General features: G+C 58.8%; 13 protein-coding genes and 2 pseudogenes. All 15 read left to right on the top strand.

Annotated features, from left to right (window positions below; translation table 11 throughout):
* Positions 1-38: 38 nt before the first annotated feature.
* The 15 genes and pseudogenes from ACFFK0_RS25825 (at position 39) to ACFFK0_RS25755 (ending at position 19,869) form a co-directional block, all read left to right on the top strand.
* Complete coding sequence (locus ACFFK0_RS25825; protein WP_377473373.1) at positions 39-1,013, top strand: FecCD family ABC transporter permease; 975 nt, start codon at positions 39-41, stop codon at positions 1,011-1,013.
* On the top strand, positions 1,010-2,062 hold the full coding sequence (locus ACFFK0_RS25820; protein ID WP_377473371.1) for a FecCD family ABC transporter permease: 1,053 nt from the start codon (positions 1,010-1,012) through the stop codon (positions 2,060-2,062). Before ACFFK0_RS25825 ends, ACFFK0_RS25820 begins: the two co-directional genes overlap by 4 nt.
* A 29-nt stretch (positions 2,063-2,091) precedes the next feature.
* Positions 2,092-2,931: an ABC transporter ATP-binding protein gene (locus ACFFK0_RS25815; RefSeq protein WP_377473368.1), complete on the top strand. Its 840-nt coding sequence runs from the start codon at positions 2,092-2,094 to the stop codon at positions 2,929-2,931.
* A gap of 210 nt (positions 2,932-3,141) precedes the next feature.
* On the top strand, positions 3,142-4,395 hold the full coding sequence (locus ACFFK0_RS25810; protein WP_377473366.1) for an MFS transporter: 1,254 nt from the start codon (positions 3,142-3,144) through the stop codon (positions 4,393-4,395).
* 26 nt (positions 4,396-4,421) lie between these two features.
* Positions 4,422-5,764: pseudogene (locus ACFFK0_RS25805) on the top strand (LLM class flavin-dependent oxidoreductase).
* A gap of 32 nt (positions 5,765-5,796) precedes the next feature.
* Positions 5,797-6,201, top strand: a complete 405-nt coding sequence (locus ACFFK0_RS25800; RefSeq protein WP_377473364.1) for a response regulator transcription factor — start codon at positions 5,797-5,799, stop codon at positions 6,199-6,201.
* Positions 6,202-6,399: 198 nt separating this feature from the next.
* Positions 6,400-7,389, top strand: coding sequence for a 2,3-diaminopropionate biosynthesis protein SbnA (gene sbnA / locus ACFFK0_RS25795; protein ID WP_377473362.1), 990 nt, complete (start codon positions 6,400-6,402; stop codon positions 7,387-7,389).
* 54 nt (positions 7,390-7,443) lie between these two features.
* Entirely contained in the window at positions 7,444-8,541 is a 1,098-nt protein-coding gene (sbnB, locus tag ACFFK0_RS25790; protein ID WP_377473361.1) for a 2,3-diaminopropionate biosynthesis protein SbnB, read from the top strand.
* Positions 8,542-8,559: 18 nt separating this feature from the next.
* Positions 8,560-10,410, top strand: coding sequence for an IucA/IucC family protein (locus ACFFK0_RS25785; RefSeq protein WP_377473359.1), 1,851 nt, complete (start codon positions 8,560-8,562; stop codon positions 10,408-10,410).
* Positions 10,407-12,251, top strand: a complete 1,845-nt coding sequence (locus ACFFK0_RS25780) for an IucA/IucC family protein (protein WP_377473357.1) — start codon at positions 10,407-10,409, stop codon at positions 12,249-12,251. The genes ACFFK0_RS25785 and ACFFK0_RS25780 overlap by 4 nt, the downstream gene beginning before the upstream one ends.
* A gap of 5 nt (positions 12,252-12,256) precedes the next feature.
* Positions 12,257-13,033, top strand: a complete 777-nt coding sequence (locus tag ACFFK0_RS25775) for an HpcH/HpaI aldolase family protein (RefSeq protein ID WP_377473355.1) — start codon at positions 12,257-12,259, stop codon at positions 13,031-13,033.
* 26 nt (positions 13,034-13,059) lie between these two features.
* Complete coding sequence (locus tag ACFFK0_RS25770; RefSeq protein WP_377473353.1) at positions 13,060-14,283, top strand: type III PLP-dependent enzyme; 1,224 nt, start codon at positions 13,060-13,062, stop codon at positions 14,281-14,283.
* Positions 14,280-16,292: an IucA/IucC family protein gene (locus ACFFK0_RS25765; RefSeq protein WP_377473351.1), complete on the top strand. Its 2,013-nt coding sequence runs from the start codon at positions 14,280-14,282 to the stop codon at positions 16,290-16,292. The genes ACFFK0_RS25770 and ACFFK0_RS25765 overlap by 4 nt, the downstream gene beginning before the upstream one ends.
* A 172-nt stretch (positions 16,293-16,464) precedes the next feature.
* Positions 16,465-18,341: pseudogene (locus ACFFK0_RS25760) on the top strand (DUF2264 domain-containing protein).
* A 376-nt stretch (positions 18,342-18,717) separates the two neighbouring features.
* Positions 18,718-19,869 (top strand): sulfite reductase subunit alpha, encoded by a 1,152-nt coding sequence (locus ACFFK0_RS25755; RefSeq protein ID WP_377473349.1) that lies wholly within the window; start codon positions 18,718-18,720, stop codon positions 19,867-19,869.
* The last annotated feature ends 65 nt before the right edge of the window (positions 19,870-19,934 follow it).

The following is a 19,934-nucleotide window of genomic DNA, read 5'->3' as shown; positions in this document are numbered from 1 at the left end:
GGCAACACATGATACTTCAATCGAACAGGTCAAAGGGTTTGGGCTTGCTGTGGGGCTGGGTACTGGTGGCGGTCTTGTTTTTGTCCAGCAACGTGTACGGCTATGCCGATACGACATGGCTGAGCGTGTGGAACGCCTATACGAATTTTGACGGGTCGAACGAGCATGCCATTATTCGCGGGATCCGTCTGCCGAGGGCCGTCGTAGCGTCGCTGGTCGGGTCCGCACTGGCGATGGCAGGAGCGCTGATGCAGGCGTTAACCCGAAATCCGATGGCGTCCCCCGGCGTACTCGGCATCAATGCGGGAGCAAGCTTCTTTATTGTGGCGGGAGTCGCTTTTTTTTCGGTCACCTCGCAAAGCGAATTCGTGTGGCTTGCTCTGGGCGGCGCCGCTGCGGCGGCCGTGTCCGTCTATTTCGTAGGCTCGGTTGGGCTAGAGGGCATGACCCCGCTGAAGCTCACTTTGGCCGGGGCGACGATGTCAGCCTTGTTCTTATCCTTCTCATCCTCGATATTGGTGTCCAGCGAAGGAACGCTGGACAACGTACTGCTCTGGCTGGCGGGCTCGGTCGAAGGGCGGAGCATGGACAACGTGCTGCCGGTGCTGCCTTTGTTCGCGATAGGCTATGCGCTTGCACTCAGCCTCGGCAAGGCGATGAATGTCATTTCGGTCGGCGAGGATGTGGCGAAAGGGCTCGGTCAGCATACGTTTCGAGTGAAGCTGCTTTCCCTGTTTGTCGTCGTCCTGCTTGCGGGGGGCTCGGTATCTGTAGCCGGACCGATCGGCTTTGTCGGCCTTATTATCCCTCACGTAGCGAGGGGGCTGGTCGGCATCGATCACCGCTGGACCATCCCGTATTGCGGCGTTCTCGGCTCCGCCCTGCTGCTGGGGGCGGATATTAGCGCAAGGTTTGTCGCCTTCCCGAAGGAAGTGCCCGTCGGGGTGATGACGGCCATTCTTGGCGCCCCGTTCTTTATTTATTTGGCGCGAAAGGAGCTGATGGGCAAATGAGCCGGTATGTCACGATTCGGGTGCCGGGAGGCAAGTTCTCCACGTTATTCGAGAAGAGAGCGGGCTGGATCGCTGCGGCCCTTCTGCTGCTGCTGATCGCGCTGTCCGTCATCAGCATCGGCGTGGGGACGCTGCAGATCCCGCCCTGGCGCACGGTGCAGATGCTGGCCGCCGGTCCCGCAAGCGGGGAGATGGAAGCGAACATCATCTGGAATTTCCGAATGCCGCGTCTGCTCCTGGCGCTGATGGCCGGCATGGCGCTGGCTTTGTCCGGCACGGTGCTGCAGGCCGTCGTCCGCAATCCGCTCGCTTCCCCCGACGTGATCGGCATTACGAGCGGGGCTGCGATGATGGCAGTGCTGTACTTGGCGATTTTCAACGTCACGACGAGCATCCAGTGGCTGCCGCTGTTTGCTTTTGCCGGAGCGCTTGGGGTGGCGGCGTTCATTTATTTGGCTGCATGGAAGCATGGGGTATCTCCGATGCGGATGATATTGATCGGACTGGGCGTAACCGCGCTGCTGGAGGCGTTCAAGACGCTGTTCCTCGTCTTTAGCCCGATATTTGTGACCAGTCAGGCGAAAATTTGGATTACCGGCACCGTATACGGGGCGAACTGGACGGGCGTTCAATTTTTTGCCCCGTGGCTGCTCGGCCTCATCCCCGTGCTGGCCGTGCTGGCAAGGAGGCTGAACATTCAGGTGCTCGGCAACGAGCTTCCGGTGCTGCTCGGCGGCCGCATCCAGCTGCAGCGGTTTGCCTTGATCGGTACCGCAGCGGCTTTAGCCGGGGCGGCGGTCGCCTTTGTCGGCGGCGTTGGCTTTATCGGCCTGATGGCGCCTCACCTGTCGCGCAGGCTGGTGGGCGGGGCGCACGGACTGCTGCTGATCTGCTCGGCGCTTGTCGGGGGGATTCTGCTCGTTGCCGCGGACCTGGCGGGCCGGACGCTGTTTGCCCCGCGGGATATTCCGGCCGGCGTGTTCACTGCGGCGATCGGAGCGCCATTTTTTCTCTACACGCTGATTAAAGTAAAGAAGAGACGGTCCTGAAGACCTGATAAGGAAAGGAATGAACGGCAATGGATGCTTTGGCTGCGCAGGCTTTATCGTTAGGCTATGGAGACAGCGCCATTATCGACAATCTGGATTTGCAAATACCGCGGGGCCAAATCAGCGTGCTGATCGGGAGCAACGGCTGCGGCAAATCGACGCTGCTGCGCTCTTTCGCCCGTCTGCTGAAGCCGGCGCAAGGCTCCGTTCTGCTGAACGGCCGCAGCATTGCGCAGATGTCGACGAAAGAGGTGGCGAAGCAGATGGCCGTGCTGCCGCAGGGGCCGACGCTGCCTGAGGGGCTAACGGTGCTGCAGCTGGTCCGGCTGGGGCGCTACCCGTACCAGACGCTGTTTCAGCAATGGTCCGAGGAGGATGAGCGGAAGGTCATGCAGGCGCTCCGAGTGACTGATCTGGAGGAGTTTAAAGAGCGGCCTGTCGATTCGCTGTCCGGCGGACAGCGGCAGCGGGCTTGGATTGCCATGACGCTGGCGCAGGACACGGAGGTGCTGCTGCTGGATGAACCGACAACGTATCTCGATATGGCGCATCAGGTGGAAATATTGGATTTGCTGTTCGAGTTAAATCAGCGGGAACAGCGGACGATCGTGATGGTGCTGCACGATTTGAATTTGGCGTGCCGGTACGCGCATCATATGATTGCCGTTCACAATAAGGGCGTCCATTCTCAGGGGCTTCCGGAAGAGATCGTCACGAAGACGATGATTCGCGAGGTGTTCGGCATGGAGTGCGAGATCGGTACCGATCTCTTGTTCGGGACCCCGGTCTGCATTCCGCACGGCAAGGGAAGAGTAATCGCGTCCGCCCCGGAGAAGAAGAGCTCTCGCGAGCTGCTTAAAGCGTTTTGATGAAGAAGCGCCATCGCCGCTCTTACTCCGATCGGATAATCAAAATGATCAATTTAGAGTATTTTCACCAGTGCTGGAAAATGGTAGTATAAACCCACGTGAATGATAATGGTTATCAATATCAATTGGCGGATAGCGATCCGGACTCATTCATGGACGGTTACCATGCAAGCGAGGTGAAATGATGACATATAAGAGCCATCGTGCCCGATGACCTCCGCATGGAAAACGAATTTCCGGCTGCTGTGGGTCGGGCATTTTTTGTCGGTGCTTAGCTCGATGGTTATCGCGCCCATGCTGCCCTTCTACGTGGAGCAGCTGGGGGAGGACGATCCGTCATCCGTCCTGATGTGGAGCGGGCTGTGCCTCGTTGCGCCGGCTGTGTCTGCGGCTATGACGGCGCCGTTATGGGGCAGGCTCGGCGATCTGAGCAGCCGCAAATGGATGGTCGTGAGGGCGCTTCTGGCCACCGTCTGCGTGCTGGCCGCTATGGCCTGGGCGGCGACGCCGCTCCAGCTGCTCGTGCTGCGCTTTCTTCAAGGAGCGCTAGGCGGCGTCGTGGATGCGGTCGGCGCGTTCGCGGCATCCGAAGCCCGGCCGGAGGAGCAGGGGCGGGTGCGCGGGCAGCTGGAAGGTGCGCTTGCGGCAGGCTCCATGCTGGGGCCGCTGCTCGGCGGGCTGTTTCTTGGCACCGTCGGCTTCCGCAGCTTGTTTCTGCTGCTCGGCGGCGTTCTGCTGCTGTGGACGCTGCTTTGTTGCTTGAAGCTGAAGGAGAGCCGCCGCGAACGGCCTGCTGCCGCGAAGCCTGCAGGCGGCAAGGGCGCCAGGCTGTGGACTTCGCTGCTTGGGGACAAGCGGGTAATCCTGTATTTATCCGCCGGTATTGTTGCCAATTTTGCGATATACGGTCTGCTGCCTGTGCAGCCGCTGCACGTCAAGCAGTATGTCGGCGATCCGTCGCAGACGGCTTTGTGGGTCGGCATGCTGCAAGCGGTCAATTGGGCTTCCGTCTGGCTGTCTTCGGGATGGTGGGGAAGAAGAAACGACGCTTCGCCGGTGAACCGCAACTTTATGATTGCCGCCGCATTGTGCGGAGCGGCTGTCTACATGCAAGCTTTCGCACCGGGCGGCGTGTGGCTGTTCCCGTTCAGGGCCCTGCAGGGCTTTGCATCCAGCGCGCTGCTGCAGTCCGTATTTGTGATCGTGACCCGCGCCTCCCCGGGCGGACAGCTCGGTATGAGGCTCGGATGGACAAGAAGCATTCTGTTTACAGGCCAAATTGCCGGTCCGATGGCGAGCGGCTGGCTTGGGGCGGAGCTCGGTTCATCAGCGATTCTGGCGCTGTACGGGACGATGATCGCGGCGGGAGGGCTGCTGGTCGGGCTGTTTGCCGGCGCTCAAGCTTCCGCTTCTTCGAACGGAGCTCATGCCGGATCGGGCGTATCGAACATTGAACGCACTTAAGAATTTAAGATCGAGGAGGCGCTCCCATGAGGACAACGAAACGTCAAATGCATTTGAATTTGTTCGTGCTCAACACAGGCCATCACGAGGCGTCGTGGCGTCACCCGGATACGAACCCGGAGCGGGTGACGGACATTCGCTACTATACCGAGCTGGCACAAGCCGCCGAGAGAGCGAAGCTGGATTCGCTGTTTATTGCCGATGCGCTCGTCCTGACCCCGGCGATCAAGTACAAGATCGGCGGCGCACTGGAGCCGCTGACGATGCTGTCGGCGATTGCCGCCGCAACCGAGCGCATCGGTCTGATCGGTACCGTGTCGACCACCTACAGCGAGCCCTTCAACGCCGCCCGTATGCTCGCTTCCCTCGATCATATTAGCCGGGGCCGGGCGGGCTGGAACAGCGTGACCTCGGTCGGCGATGCGACGGCCCTGAATTTCGGACTGGAGCGTCATCCGGACCATGGGGACCGCGCTATGAGAGGGCCAAAGAATTTCTAGACGTCATGAAGGGATTATGGGACGGCTGGCAGGACGATGCTCTAGTGATCGATAAGAAGACGGGCATCTTTACCGACTACGATCATAAAATTCACCCGTTAAACCATAAAGGGAAATATTTTTCCGTCAAAGGGCCATTGAACATCGCTCGATCTCCTCAGGGCTACCCGGTGCTTGTGCAGGCAGGCTCCTCCGATGCGGGCATGGAGCTTGCCGCGGAAACGGCCGAGGTTGTATTTACGGCTCAAGGCTCTTTGGAGCAGGGACGGCGTTTTTACAGCGATTTGAAAAACCGGATGGCGAAATACGGGCGGTCCCGCAATGAGCTGCATATTTTGCCCGGCTTCAGCCCGATCATTGGCGATACCGAAGCGGAGGCGAAGGAGAAGGAAGCGATGCTGGCGGAGCTGACGACGGCGGAATTCGGTCTCATTCGGCTGTCCAATTCGCTCGAGATCGATTTATTCCGTTACCCGCTGGACGGCCCGGTACCGCTGGAGGATTTGCCTCCCATCGATCAGGTCAAAGGACAGAAGGCGCGGTTTCAAATGTTTGTCGATATGGCGCGCAAGGAAAACTTGACGATCCGTCAGCTGATTTTGCGCACGGCCACCGCTCGCGGGCATTATACGGCGGTCGGAACGCCGGAGCAAATCGCCGACCAGATGGAGCAGTGGTTCAACGAAGAAGCGGCCGACGGCTTTAACGTCATGCCGCCGTATTTTCCGGGGGGCTTTGAGGATTTCATCCATCGGGTCGTGCCGATTCTGCAGAAGCGCGGCTTATTCCGTACGGAATACACAGGAACGACGCTCAGAGAGCATATGGGACTGAAGCGTCCGGCAGGCAGAACGCTGCAGACGGTTTGACAGATCCATGATCACGGATTAGGAGTGAAATGATGACTGCAAGGAAGCTAAGGCTGATTGTCGATTCCAGGATTCACAGCGCAGGAGAGAGGGAGAAGCTGGCCCATTTGCACAGCTTGATCGTGAAGGAGCTATCGGCGATGGATATGGCCGATCGGGTCGTCATCACGCTGGAATGCGAACCGCCTGGCGAACCGGGGATGATGACGGGCGCGGAACGTTCCGAAGCGGCGCGCGCGGTTCCGGACGGCCCGTTCGGAAGATTAAGCGAGCGGCAGCGTCAGATCGCCTACATGCTCTGCAATCATTATTCGATCAGAAGAATCGCAAGCGAGCTGTACGTTTCGGAGAATACGGTGAAAAAGCATATGCAAAATATGAAAAAAGCGCTGGAGCTCGAGCATTCCGGTGCGGAGTTTATATATTATCTCAAGTAAATGATGCTAGGAGGCCGCGCGGACGAGCCTGCCCTGCATGAAATCTCCCGATTGCCGCAATAAAAATTACTTCAAACGTATGAAAACGATTATCCGAATGAGGAATTTACGGGGTTTTCCGGCGTATGCTACGATACTCGCGAAGATATTGAGAATGATTATCATTATCTTCGAGTTGAAGTTTGAGGAGGAACACTAATGGTATCCATCATGCATACGGAGCGGGACGTTACGTCGGTCAAAGGCTCGGTAGCCGACTGTGTCGGCGGTACGCCGCTCGTTCATTTAAGCAGGCTGTTTCCGCAGAAGCATGTGCAGGTCATAGCGAAGCTCGAATATATGAATCCGGGCGGGAGCATGAAGGACCGGCCCGCACGTTACATTATCGAGCATGGATTGCGCACCGGCGCCATCGATTCGCGTACGCATCTGATCGAGAGCACCTCCGGAAATCTAGGCGTCGCTTTGGCGATGATGGCCCGGATTTACGGGCTAACGGTTACCTGCGTCGTCGATCCGAAAATCGCTCCTACGAATTTGAATATATTGCGGCAGATGGGCGCACGAATCGAAATGGTTGAGGAGCGCGACGAGCAGGGAGGGTACCTCATCACCCGGATTCGCAAGGTGAACGAGCTGCTGCAGCAGGTTCCCCATTCATTCTGGATCAATCAATATGCCAATGAAAATAACTGGAAGGCGCATTATGAAGGAACGGGGGCGGAAATTGCCGAGTCGCTGGATCATGCGGATCTGTTGATTGCAGGAGTCAGCACGTCGGGCAGCATTATGGGCACGAGCCGCCGGATGCGGGAGAAGTTTCCGGCGCTGCGGGTCATCGCCGTCGATGCCGTCGGATCGATTCTGTTCGGAGGAGCGCCGGGCAAGCGGGAGCTGCCCGGCATCGGTGCGAGCCGTATCCCGGAAATTTTAAACCGGGCGGAGATTGACGATTTTATCTACGTCAGCGATAAGGAATCGGTACAGGGCTGCCGGGATTTGCTGCTCAGCGAAGGGATTTTCGCCGGCGGCTCGTCGGGTTCGATCGTCGCTGCAATCCGCAAGCTGCTTCCCAAGCTTGAGGCGGAGGAAGGGCGGCTGCTGAGAATCGTGACGCTTCTGCCGGACCGCGGGGATCGGTATCTGGACATGGTGTACGACGACGAATGGGCGGCGAAGCTGCCCTAAGCCTTCAAATTCGCAGGAACCGTGAACCGCATAGGGAAAGGAAGGGGAATGAACATGACGACAAATTCATTGCAGGAACAAGCTCGGACGGAGGAGGGAAACGCCATAGCTGCAGGAGCGGCATCCGGCGTTTTCCGCTCGCCGAATCCGGAGCTGCTGTATTTAAACCGCGAGACGATTGCCGGACTGGGCGGAGGCTCTTCCAGGCTGTATGCGGAAGCGCTGGAGGAGGCGCTGACACTGCATGCCCGCGGCGATTTCGTACAGCCTCTTAAGCCGTATTTGCGGTCGGCCGGCAAGGAAGGACATATTGCCGACCGGATCATCGCCATGCCGGCGCATATCGGGGGCGCACAGCCGATGTCCGGTATCAAGTGGATCGGAAGCAAGCATGATAACCCGCAGCAAAGAGGGATGGAACGGGCGAGCGGCGTTATCGTGCTGAACGATGCGGAGAGCCACTATCCGATCGCGGTGCTGGAGGCCGGACTGATCAGCAGTATGCGTACGGCTGCGGTGACGGTTGTCGCGGCCCGGTATTTGGCGCGGAAGGGCTTCACGTCGGTTTCCTGCGTCGGCTGCGGCGTCATTGCCAAAGCGCAGCTGAGCTCACTGCTCGAGCATTACGAGCACATTTGTGAGGTACATTTATTTGATCAGTCCGAGTCCGCTGCAAAGCGGCTTGCAGAGACGCTGCAGGCGAGCTGTCCGCACGTTAAGTTCCTGGTGGCAAACAGCGCCGAGCAGGCCGTCCGGCAAGGGGAGGTCGTGGTGACCTGCACGGTGACCGATACGCCTTATATTCCTTTCGAATGGCTTCGCAAAGGAGCTTTCGTCAGCAATATTTCCATTATGGATGTGCACAAGGAAGCGTACCTGCTGGCGGATAAGGTCGTTGTCGACGATTGGGAGCAGTCCAATCGCGAGAAGAAGGTATTGAACCAGCTCGTGCTGGAGGGACGCTTCTCGCGCGAGCAGCTGTACGCCGAGCTCGGGGAAATTGTGATCGGCTCGAAGGCCGGCCGGGAGCGCGAGGACGAAATCATTATTTTGAATCCGATGGGTATGGCGATCGAGGATATCGCTTGCGCAAGACGCATATATTTACACGCGTTACAGGAAGGGGCCGGCTTGCGGCTGCCGTTATATTAAGCGGAGGGAGAACGTGACATGCTGCACAACTATGAGCCTGCCTTAGCTGCACCCTTGGCCGGCCGTCAACAGGCGGAGCAGGCGGCGCTGCGCGGACTGCTTAACTGCTACTTGCGGGAAACAGGCGTGTTCGACCCGAGACTCCCGGATGGTCGGACGCTGCCCGGCTTTATCCGGCAAAGCGCCGGCGAAATCCCCTTCGTCATCTTGCTGCCGGCAACGGGAGCGAGGATTGCGGGAACGCTCGCTTATTATTCAATGACGGGTCAGCACGACTATGGGGAACGCTTTTATGCGGCATATGCGGATGAGAACGATGACGCCTACGCTTTGCTCGATGCAGGACAGCTCATCGACCTGCTGCTTGCCGAGGTCAGCTTTCGGGAGCCTGCCGGCTTGAGAAGTAACCGCCGGGCGGAGATGAGGGAGCAGATCGGGATCAGCATCCGCCGAACCGCCAAGTATATTGCGAGCAGATCCGAGCGTGCGGATATCGCGCCTGCGGACGGGAGCCCGCTCTCTTATATCCGATCCGAGCAATCCCTCATTCTGGGGCATCCGTTTCATCCGACGCCGAAAAGCTCGGAGGGCTTTACGGATCGTGAGCTGGAGCAGTACGCGCCGGAAATGGGAGGGGCGTTTCCGCTCCACTACATGGCTGTAGCCCGCGAGTGGGTCCGGGAGGAATGGGTAGGGGAACGCGGCGAAGTGCCGGCTGAGGTGCGCGGGCAGGCGCTGAAGCGGCTCGGTGCGCGAGCGGGAGAGTACGAGCTGCTTCCGCTTCATCCGTGGCAGAAGCGGTATGTGTGCGGGCAAGCCGCCGTCAAGGAGCTGCTGGGCCGTGGCGATTTGGTCGACCTTGGCGCGATCGGGCCGGTCGTATACCCGACATCGTCCGTCCGGACGGTGTGGGAGCCTGCGGCGGCGATGTTTTACAAGCTGCCGCTTCATGTCCGCATAACGAATTTCATCCGCGAAAACACAGTCGAGCAGGTGCGGCGGACGATGGACGCGGCTCGCGTGCTGCAGCGGGCGCTTGAGCAGCGTCAGGCGGCGGGAGACGGCTTAGGCGGGATGTGTATCCTGCGGGAGACCGGATACCGGACTGTGGCTATTCCCGGCGCCGGGGCGGCGGAGAGGGAACGGCTGATGGCAAGCTTTGCCGTCGTTTACCGGCCTGCGTCGGAGCTTGACGAAGAGGAGCGGACCCGCTGCTTTGTCGTAGCTTCCCTGCTGGAGGAGAGCGGTGATTCCGGCGAGCCGCTGCTGTTCCGGGCTGTGCGCCAGTCGAGCGGCGGCCGGCTTCCGGATTGGCAGGAATGGCTGGCGGCGTATTTGCAGCGCTCCATGCTGCCGCTGCTCCGCTTCTTTGCCGAGACGGGAATCAGCCTGGAAGCCCATGTGCAAAATTCGCTCGTATCGCTGGAGAACGGACTGCCGGCTCGTTATTACGTGCGCGATCTGGAGGGTGTCAGCGTTCACAGCGGGAAGGCGGCGGCGCTCGGCTATACGCCGCAGACGGTACCGGCGGACAGCCCGGTGCTGTACTCCGGGGCGGAAGCCTGGAAGCGGCTGAAGTATTATTTTGTCGTCAATCACTTGAGCGCTTTGATCCATTGTATTGCCAAATACAGCCGGACCGAAGAAGCGTACTGCTGGAGGACGGTTCGCCGGCTGCTGCATGCAGAGCGGGGGCAATGCCTGATCAATGGCACAAAAGAGGAGCTCTCCGGCTATATTTACGATTTGCTTACAGCGCCGGTGCTGCCGGCTAAGGCCAACTTCGTCAGCAGGTTTCAAGGACGGGGAGAAACGCCGGATTTCGTAACGATACCGAATCCGATTGTTGACTGCGAGGTGACACAATGAACGGGCTGCAAGATGAAGTAAAGCCAACGTTGTTTCGTGAGAACGCATGGGCGGAGGCGCTGCGTTCTCATGAGTTTGCGCGCGTGGAGCGCAGAATGCTTCGGCAATTGATTGAAACGTTACTCTACGAGCGTATCGTGGTCAGCGGGCACATGTTCGACCCGGACGGTAAAGAGGAGGAGCGCTTTGAGATTTACGGTACGTCCGCGGAAGGCGTTCCCGCTGCATATATCGTGCATGGGCGGCTCAAACGGAGCTTCGCGCGCATCCGCCTTAGCCGCCGGCATCCGATCGAGCGGCTCGGACCGGACGGGGAGCTATCCGAAGCGAGGCTGAGTTTATTCGTATGGGAGGTGCTCGGTCCCCGTGTTCCGCAGGAAAGGCTCGAGGCCTTCTCGGAGGAGCTGCTGCAAACGCTGCTCAAGGACATCCAAGCGCAGTTTGCGAATCCGCTGGCGGAGCTTCGGGGCTCCGAGCGCAGCTACGATGCGCTGGAGGGGAACGTCATGGACGGCCATCCTTACCACCCAAGCTACAAGTCCCGAATTGGCTTCAGCTTGTCGGATAACGAGGCGTACGGTCCGGAGTTTAAGCCTGCCCTCAAGCTGATTTGGCTCGCCGTACCGGCTCAGGATAGCGAACAGGCCGTATCGGATTCGCTGTGCGGCAGCGAGTTTATGCAGGCGGAGCTGGGAGCCGAGGTGCTGGCCGGCTTTGCGGCCAAGCTGAGGGAAGCGGGGAAACGTCCGGACGACTATCGCTTCGTGCCTGTCCATCCATGGCAGTGGAGAGAGTCGACAGTGCGCGTGTTTTACCGGCAGCTTGCCGACGGCCGCATGATTGTGCTTGGCGAGGGTGCTGACGAATACCGTCCGCAGCAATCGATCCGCACGCTTGCGAACATCAGCCGCCGGGAAAGGGCGTATGTGAAGCTTCCGATGAATCTTATCAATACGTCAACGAAACGGACGCTGGCTAAGCATACGATTTTGAACGCGCCGCTCATCTCGGATTGGCTTGCGCGCCTAATTGAGCAAGATGAAGAAGCGGTGAGGATGGATTTCGTGCTGCTGCGGGAAGTGGCGGGCGTCGCCTTCGATCACGAAGCGATGCCGGAGCCTGACAGGCAGGCGGCTTACGGAACGCTCGGGGCGATATGGCGGGAAAGCCTGCACGGCTATTTGCGCAGCGGCGAGGAAGCGGCGCCCTTTAATGCGCTGTGTCATGTGGAACGAACAGGGAAACCGTTCATCGATCCGTGGATTCGACAGGTTGGGCTCGAGGCTTGGACAAGGAAGCTGCTCCTGTGCTCGATTGAGCCGCTCCTTCATCTGCTGTTCGCCCACGGCGTCGCGCTGGAATCGCATGCGCAGAACATGGTTCTCATTCACAGGGACGGATCGCCGGTACGGGTCGCGTTCAAGGATTTCCACGACGGGATCCGTTTCTCGCGGGCGCATCTCACGGCTCCGGATGCTTGCCCGGCGCTGCATTCGCTGCCTTCGTACCATGCGCGCGTGAATCCGAACTCGTTTATCGAAACGGATGAGGCGGAGGGGGTACGCGACTTTGTTCATGACGCGTTCTTCTTTATTAACTTGTCGGAGCTCTGTTTCTTCTTGGAGGAGCACTACGGTTTGCCGGAGGAACGCTTCTGGGGGATCGCTGCCGAGATCATTCACGGTTATCAGAGCAGTCATCCTCAGCATGAAGCGCGCTTCCGGGCGTTCGATCTGTTCACGGAGACGATCCGGGTGGAGCAGCTGACGTCCAGAAGGCTGTTCGGGGACGCGGAGGTTCGGCTGCAGGCTGCGCCGAACCCGCTGCATCCGTTCAGGTGAGCGCGATGCTGGGAACGAATCATGTGAAGCGGAGGCTGCGAGAGGGACAGCCCGTATTCGGGCTGATCGGCTCCATTCCTTCTCCTGTCGTTGTTGAAATGGTCGCTTGCGCCGGATTTGATTTCATAATTATCGATACGGAGCATGTCATGGTCAATCCGGAAACGCTCGAGCATATGATTCGTGCGGCGGAGGCGGCGGGAGTGACGCCGCTCGTCCGCGTATCGGAGCCGAATCCGAAGGAAATCTTGCGCGTGCTGGATGCGGGTGCGCTCGGCATCGTCGTCCCTCAGGTGGAGTCGCGGGAGCAGGCGGAGCGGATCGTGCGCGCCTGCAAATATGGCCCCGAAGGGAGCCGCAGCCTGAACAGCGGGCGGATGGGGGCGTTCGGTAAATCCGATCTTGCCGGTTATATCAAGCGGGCGAATGAGGAAATCATGGTCGTGCCCATGATTGAAAGCAAAGCAGGTGTGGAGCGGGCGGAGGACATCTTGTCCGTGCCGGGGATCGATATGGTGCTCGAGGGGGCGGCAGATCTGTCGCAATCCTACGGCATTCCGTGGCAAACGCGTGCACCGGCCGTCAAGGAAGGTCTGCGGCAGGTGCATGCCGCCTCCTGCCGGAGCGGCGTACCGTATTGCGCGATTCCGCGGGCTGCGGAGGATTACGCCGAGTGGTGCAGGCTTGGCGTTAAGGCGTTCGTCCTTGGCGATGAGCGGGGCGTGTCGTTTCGGGCGCTGCGGGCGCATCTGCAGGCATTCGCCGCTTCGGAGCAGCCATAATTTGATAGGGAAAGGCGGGGGCATTCATGAGTGTAGCGGTATTGAAGAAGGAAGATAAGGTCATTGCTTGGATCGAGCAGTGGAAGCGGGAGCGCACGCAGCCGGTATCCGCATTTATATACGATCTGAAGGCGTTAAGGGAGCGCGCAATGGACATCGTACAGGGATTGCCGGACGGCTGCCGGCTGTTTTATGCGATCAAGGCGAACCCCTCGAAGGTTATCCTGGAGTGCCTGGAGCCCATTGTCCATGGCTTTGAGGCCGCGTCCATCGGAGAGGTGCGCAAGATTCGCGAGGTTTCGGAGCACAAGCCCGTTATTTTCGGAGGCCCCGGCAAGAAGGACGAGGAGATCGCGGAAGCGCTGGAGCGGCGCGTGATGCTGCTTCATGCGGAAAGCACGCATGAGCTGCGCCGGATATCTTTGCTTGCAGGCAGGCTTGGGGTGACGGCTTCGGTGCTGCTGCGCGTGAACCTGCGTGCATCGTTTCCGGAGGCGACGCTCGTGATGGCCGGGCGTCCGACGCAGTTCGGAATCGATGAAGAGCAGGTGCCGGAGGCGATCCGCTTAGCGCTGTCGCTGCCCCATGTGCAGCTGGAAGGCTTCCATCTGCACTCGATTTCCAATAACCTTGATCCTCAATTGCACGCCAAGCTGATCTCCGTCTATTGGGCGCGGGCGAAGGAATGGCAGGAGGCCTACAGCCTGTCTCTACGATACTTGAATGCGGGAGGCGGCTTCGGTATTTCGTATACGGATCCGAATCGGACATTCGATTGGAGTGTGTTTACTACCGGGCTGCGAGATGTTCTTGCGGAGCAAAGCATTCCGGGCGTCGAGCTGCTGTTCGAGCCGGGACGCTACATGGCCGCAGCCTGCGGCTACTACGCCGCCGAGGTCATTGACTTAAAGTGCAATCACGGCAAGCATTATGCGATACTGCGGGGCGGCTCGCATCATTTCCGGCTGCCGGGAGCGTGGCAGCACAGCCACCCGTTCGAGGTCGTGCCGCTGGAGCGGTGGGATTATCCGTTCGCTCGTCCTGAAGTTCGCGATGTCGAAATTACGGCGGCCGGCGAGCTGTGTACGCCGAAAGACGTGCTGGCAAGAGATGTGCGCGTAGCCCGGCTGCGTATCGGCGACGTGCTTCTCTTCCACTACGCCGGCGCCTACGGCTGGACGATTTCCGCTCACGATTTCCTCAGCCATGCCCATCCGGAGCATGTTTTCCTAGGGAGGGAACGGTCATGAGTATTGGCGGCGTCAATCTTTCCGCCTCTATGCCGGCACAGGAGCATGACGCGACAGCTGAGGCGTGTAGTGCGGAGGAGCGAATCCTTGCCGATTTGGTCAACGCTTTGCTGGCCGAGAACGTCTGGGGAACGGCTGAGGCTTTTACCGACTTACGGCAGGCTGCGTTCGAAATTCCCGGCTGGCGCACGGCAGATACGGACCTGGTTTGCTGCCAGTGGCGGATCGACAAGGAAGGGGGCCATTTCCTTGCGGTCCCCGTTCGTTCCGCCATTGTGCAAGCTTACCGGTATGCGGGCGGCGGTGTGTTTGAAGTGAAGGCGGATTTGCCGGAGAAGGCCGTTCGCCTCGGGCCGGTCGAGCTGCTGCAGCGGTTGACGGACAGTCTTTATGCAGGCGCCCGCAAGGAGGAAACCGCTTCGGCGGGGGGCTTCTCTGAAGCCGGGGAGGGTCCTGCCAGGCTGCTGCAGCTGCTCCGGCTGTCACTGGAGCAGACGCGATGGACCGAGGGCTATGCGAAGAGGTCCAGGCAATCCGGGCTGCAGCGTGAAGACGGAGCGGAACGCGGGCATGGCAGCAGGCTGGAGCGGATGTGGAGCATCATAGAGCTGGAGCGCCGAGCTTCGCTCCGGGACCGCCCGTTTCATCCCGTCGCCAAAGCAAAGGGCGGATGGACGCAGACCGAATATGAAGCGTACAGTGCGGAATCCGGTCTGCCGATCCGGCTGCGGTGGCTGGCGGTGCGGCGCAGCCGTCTGATCTCCGGCAGCGGAGCGCAGGATCCGGCCGGCAGCCCATTCCAGGCTCCGGCCGAGCTGCTGCTCACACCCGGCGACCGGCGGCGTGTGGAGGAGGCGATGGCCCGCCTCGGGCTAGCGCAGGACGAATATATGGCGCTGCCGGCCCATCCGTGGCAGGCCGAAGCCGTGCTGCCCGGCATGCTGCCGGAAGAGCTGGCTGAGGGCGTCTTCGTACCGCTGGAAGTGGAGGCCGGCGAATACTACGCTACCTCGTCGGCCCGGTCGCTTGCGCCGGCGGACGGCGGCGCACAGCACGTCAAGCTGCCGCTGGGCATCGTATCGCTCGGCGCGGTCCGCTATTTGCCGGCCGTACATATGATGAATGCGGAGCGGGGCCAGCGGCTGCTGGAGCAGGCGCGGGAGCGCGACCCGGAGTTAAGAAGGCTGCTGAGCCTTTGCGATGAAACCAAGTGGTGGGCCTACTTGCCGGTGAGCGGCGATCTGTTTGCCGATCCGCCGAGGCATTTGTCCGCCATGATTCGCAGCTATCCAAGCGGCTTGATCGGTACGGACGGCATTCGTCTCGTCCCTATGTCCGCATTAGCCGTTCATGGTCCCGATCATGACGACCACCTGTTTGACCTGTGGCTGCAGGAGCGGGGGCTTGACGCATCGGGAGCGGCCGAACTTTTTAGAGAGGTTTGTCTCGGTTTTTTCCATATCATCCTGAGGCTATTTCGTTTCGGCCTTGTTCCGGAAATTCACGGACAAAATGCCGTGCTCGTCGTACGCCAAGGGGAAGTGACGGGACTGCTCCTGCGCGACCACGATTCGGTCCGGCTGCATCTTCCTTGGATGGAGAAGCATGGCATCCCCGACCCGCATTACAAGATGAAGCCGGGCTATCCGAATTCGCTGTATAACGAAACGCCGGAGAAGCTGCTGGTCTATATACAGACGTTAGGGATCCAAGTCAATCTGTATTCGATCTTAGAGTCAGTGGCTGGCCGCTATCAAGAAGAAGAAAGCGCGCTTTGGCATGTGCTGAAGGAAAGCCTGAGCGAAGCTATATTGCTCGCAGAGCTCCCGTCCGAGGTAGCGGATCTCGTCCGGCGGACGTTATTCGATAACCCCTCCTGGCCTTGGAAACATATTATGAAGCCGCTGCTGGAGCAAACGGGAAGCCCGTCCGGCAGTATGCCATCCGGCATGGGGACCGCTGTCAATCCGTTCCACAGATGCAGCCGGGTCTGTACGGATGAGGCCTAAGACGACTCTGTAGCACGATGCGATGCCCGCCACGTCAATGCGATTCGGACAAAATAGTATTAAAAACGATCAATATATTGTTATGAATCAGCAGCTCCCTTCCTTTACAATGTACTGACGATGATCTGCCTGCAGGCGATAGGTCCGACGGCAAAAGGAGAGCTGCTTTCGTATGAAACCATTTGAATTACCGATTCGCGATAATCCGCTGCGAACGAGAGAAGATATGCAGACGGCGTTCCGCCAGCTGAGCGAGCCACTTCGCAGCTGCTACAGCCCGGGCTCGGCGCGCCTCCGCTTGGGCAGCACCGGCGCAAGCTACCCGGATGCGGTGGCTGAGCTGGAAGGATTTTCGCGTGTACTGTGGGGGCTTGTGCCGCTGCTGGCCGGCGGGGGAGATTCCGGGCTGGCGGATTTGTATGTGAATGGACTTCGCAACGGAACGAATCCGGAGCACGAGGAGTATTGGGGAGATGTCGCCGATTACGATCAGCGGCTGGTCGAGATGGCGGCGTTCGGAATGGCCCTGGCGCTGGCGCCGAACCGGCTATGGGAGCCGCTGAACGAGAAAGAGCGTGATCGTGTCGTCCGCTGGCTTCGTCAAATCAACGGAAGGAAGCTGTGGGACTGCAACTGGCTGCTGTTCCTCGTGCTGGTGAATTTGGGACTGAAGCAGGTGGGCGTTCCTTACGATCGGGAGCTGACGGAGCGCAATCTGAACCGGATCGACGACTACTATTTGCAGGATGGCTGGTATGCCGACGGGCTCGGCGGCCACTGCGATTATTACGGTCCGTTCGCCATCCATTATTACTGCCTGGTGTACGCCAAACTGATGGAACGGAAGACCCGGAACGGGCTGAACGCTACAAGCAGCGGGCAGCGTCGTTTGCCGGGCAGTTCATCTATTGGTTTGCTGAGGACGGTTCCGCTCTGCCCTACGGCAGAAGCCTGGCGTACCGGTTCGCCCAATCCGCATTCTGGAGCGCACTCGTGTTTGCCGGCGTCGAGCCGCTCCCTATGGGCGTTATGAAAGGACTTATTTTACGGAATATGCGTTGGTGGTTTCAGCAGCCGATCTTTACCCCGGACGGTACGCTGACGATCGGGTATGCGTATCCGAATCTGGTGATGGCCGAAAATTACAATTCGCCGTGCTCGCCGTACTGGGCGTTCAAGACGTTCCTGCCGCTTGCGCTTCCGCCGGAGCACCCGTTCTGGCAGACTGAAGAGCTGCCGCTTCCGGAGCTTGCGGGCGCCCAGGTACAGCTTCCCGCTCACCTTGTCATTCAACGGCAGGAAGCGAAGGGGCACGTGCTTGCGTTCAACACCGGCCACCCTTCGACCAACGAGCATACGCATACGTCCGCCAAATATGAAAAATTCGTTTACTCGAATGTTTTTGGCTTCAGCGTTCCCCGCGCCGAATGGGGCCTTGGCCAAGGAGCTTTCGACGGGATGCTGGCGCTCAGCGAGGCTGGGGACAATCTGTATCGGGTCAAAAGGCGCAGCGAAGAGCAGAGGATCGATGGAAATGTGCTGTATACGAAGTGGCGGCCTTGGCAGGACGTAACCGTCGAGACGTGGCTCATTGCAGGGACGCCCTGGCATATCCGGGTGCACCGGATCGATTCCCGGCGATCGCTGGACGCGGCTGACGGCGGGTTTGCGTTAGGTATTGAACCGATAGACCGCAAGCCGGGCGGCATCGATGTCGTTCAGGACAACGACCGGGTATTAGCTTCGGGCGCGAGAGGCGCCAGCGGTGTTGCCGTTTTATACGGGAACGGACGCGCAGAGCTGATTACGCCGAATGCCAATACGAACGTGCTGCATACACGTACGGTCATTCCGACCGTTCGCGCCGAGCTGGCGCCGGGGGTTTCCTGGCTCGTTACGGCTGTGTTCGGCGAGCCCGGCAGCGATACGTACGAAGTCCATTGGGAGCAGGCTCCAACCGTACAGTCGGATCGCGGTAACATTCGCATCTATACGCCGGGGCGATCGGAACCGGTCTTTCAAGCGGACGCGGGAAATTGGCTGAAATAATGGTTCTATAAAATTCCGCTCGAGCTTATTCGCATACGGCCTTCTCCTTATATCGACAGACAAAGGTCTGTAAGGAGGAGGCCGTTGTCATGCGGGGGCACAAGACTAAGGGCGGGTCGGGTCTTCGTTGAACGGATTTTATACAATAGTTGTAACGATTCGTGAACCGCTTCCGGCAAACATGCATATGCAGAAATAGGTACTGCTGTAAGAATGGCTGGAATCGGATGTTGAGACGGATATTTTTGTCATATTGGTAGAAAAATAGCAGAAGTCCGATGCATTTTCAAATATTTTGAAAACTTCATGAAAAACTTATTTCCTAATTACTCTTCATATGGTTTAATAGATGATATTAATTTTTGAGGTGAAAAGCATGCAATCGACTGAAGTCAACCTTGTACCGACACCATATTCACGAACCAATCCTTTTCAAGCGAAGATTATGAAAAATGTTAATTTGAACGGAGAAGGCTCCAGCAAAGAAACGCGGCATATCGAGCTGTCGCTGCAAAACTCCGGTCTTTCCTACGTCCCGGGCGACTGCCTTGGCGTCATTCCGGAGAATGACCCGGAGCTGGTGGCCGCTCTTCTGGAGGAAATGAAATGGGATGGCGAAGCGCCTGTGGCCATCTCTAAGCAAGGCGACACGCTTCCGCTGCGGGAAGCGCTGCTGAAGCACTTCGAGATTACGCTCCTGACCAAAAAAATGGTACAGCAGGCAGCGGAATTGACGGACAACGAGGCGTTAAAAAAGCTTGTTGCCGAAGACGGCGTGAAAGAATATATCGACGGGCGCGATTTGCTGGACTTGCTGCGTGACTTTGGCCCTTGGAAAGCTTCCGCCCAAGAGATCGTCGCTCTGCTGAGAAAGATGCCGCCGCGGCTGTATTCCATCGCCAGCAGCATCGCCGCTAATCCGGAGCAGGTGCATCTCACGATCGGTGCGGTCCGCTATACGGCGCATGGGCGCGAGCGTAAAGGCGTATGTTCGATTCAGTGCGCGGAGCGCGTTCAAGAAGGGGATACGCTTCCGGTCTTCATTCAAGTGAATAAACACTTTAATTTGCCGGAATCGCCGGAGAAAGACATTATTATGGTCGGTCCGGGCACAGGGATTGCGCCGTTCCGTTCCTTTATCCAGGAACGTGCAGTGACGAATGCTCCGGGCAGAGCATGGCTGTTCTTTGGAGACCAGCGTTCCTCGACGGACTTCCTGTATCGCAGCGAGCTGGAGCAATACATGCAAGACGGCGCGCTGACGAAATTGGATACGGCGTTCTCCCGCGACACGGAACAGAAAGTATACGTTCAGCACAAAATGCTGGAAAACAGCAAAGAGCTGTTCGAGTGGATTGATGGCGGTGCCTACTTCTACGTATGCGGCGATAAGCAAAATATGGCGAAGGATGTACATAACACGCTTATCGACATTATTGAAAAAGAAGGCGGCATGACCCGTGAAGCGGCCGAAGCGTATCTGAACGATTTGCAGGAGCAAGGCCGTTATCAGCGTGACGTATATTAATAGTGAATCTCCAAGCGAGCCGGCGGCTCTCTCGGGGATTTTTTTTGTTCATAATTTGTTCACTT

It is taken from the genome of Paenibacillus chartarius (genome assembly GCF_042432825.1).
Taxonomy (GTDB): Bacteria; Bacillota; Bacilli; order Paenibacillales; family NBRC-103111; genus Gordoniibacillus; species Gordoniibacillus chartarius.
The sequence above is the reverse complement of the archived record's forward strand: the minus strand, read 5'-3'. Positions and strand labels throughout refer to the sequence as shown.

Coding starts and splice junctions, on each gene's coding strand:
- sbnB (WP_377473361.1), top strand. CDS start 7,444: ATGACGACAAATTCATTGCAGGAACAAGCTCGGACGGAGGAGGGAAAC.
- ACFFK0_RS25765 (WP_377473351.1), top strand. CDS start 14,280: ATGAGTATTGGCGGCGTCAATCTTTCCGCCTCTATGCCGGCACAGGAG.
- ACFFK0_RS25755 (WP_377473349.1), top strand. CDS start 18,718: ATGCAATCGACTGAAGTCAACCTTGTACCGACACCATATTCACGAACC.
- ACFFK0_RS25770 (WP_377473353.1), top strand. CDS start 13,060: ATGAGTGTAGCGGTATTGAAGAAGGAAGATAAGGTCATTGCTTGGATC.
- sbnA (WP_377473362.1), top strand. CDS start 6,400: ATGGTATCCATCATGCATACGGAGCGGGACGTTACGTCGGTCAAAGGC.
- ACFFK0_RS25810 (WP_377473366.1), top strand. CDS start 3,142: ATGACCTCCGCATGGAAAACGAATTTCCGGCTGCTGTGGGTCGGGCAT.
- ACFFK0_RS25815 (WP_377473368.1), top strand. CDS start 2,092: ATGGATGCTTTGGCTGCGCAGGCTTTATCGTTAGGCTATGGAGACAGC.
- ACFFK0_RS25780 (WP_377473357.1), top strand. CDS start 10,407: ATGAACGGGCTGCAAGATGAAGTAAAGCCAACGTTGTTTCGTGAGAAC.
- ACFFK0_RS25775 (WP_377473355.1), top strand. CDS start 12,257: ATGCTGGGAACGAATCATGTGAAGCGGAGGCTGCGAGAGGGACAGCCC.
- ACFFK0_RS25820 (WP_377473371.1), top strand. CDS start 1,010: ATGAGCCGGTATGTCACGATTCGGGTGCCGGGAGGCAAGTTCTCCACG.
- ACFFK0_RS25800 (WP_377473364.1), top strand. CDS start 5,797: ATGACTGCAAGGAAGCTAAGGCTGATTGTCGATTCCAGGATTCACAGC.
- ACFFK0_RS25785 (WP_377473359.1), top strand. CDS start 8,560: ATGCTGCACAACTATGAGCCTGCCTTAGCTGCACCCTTGGCCGGCCGT.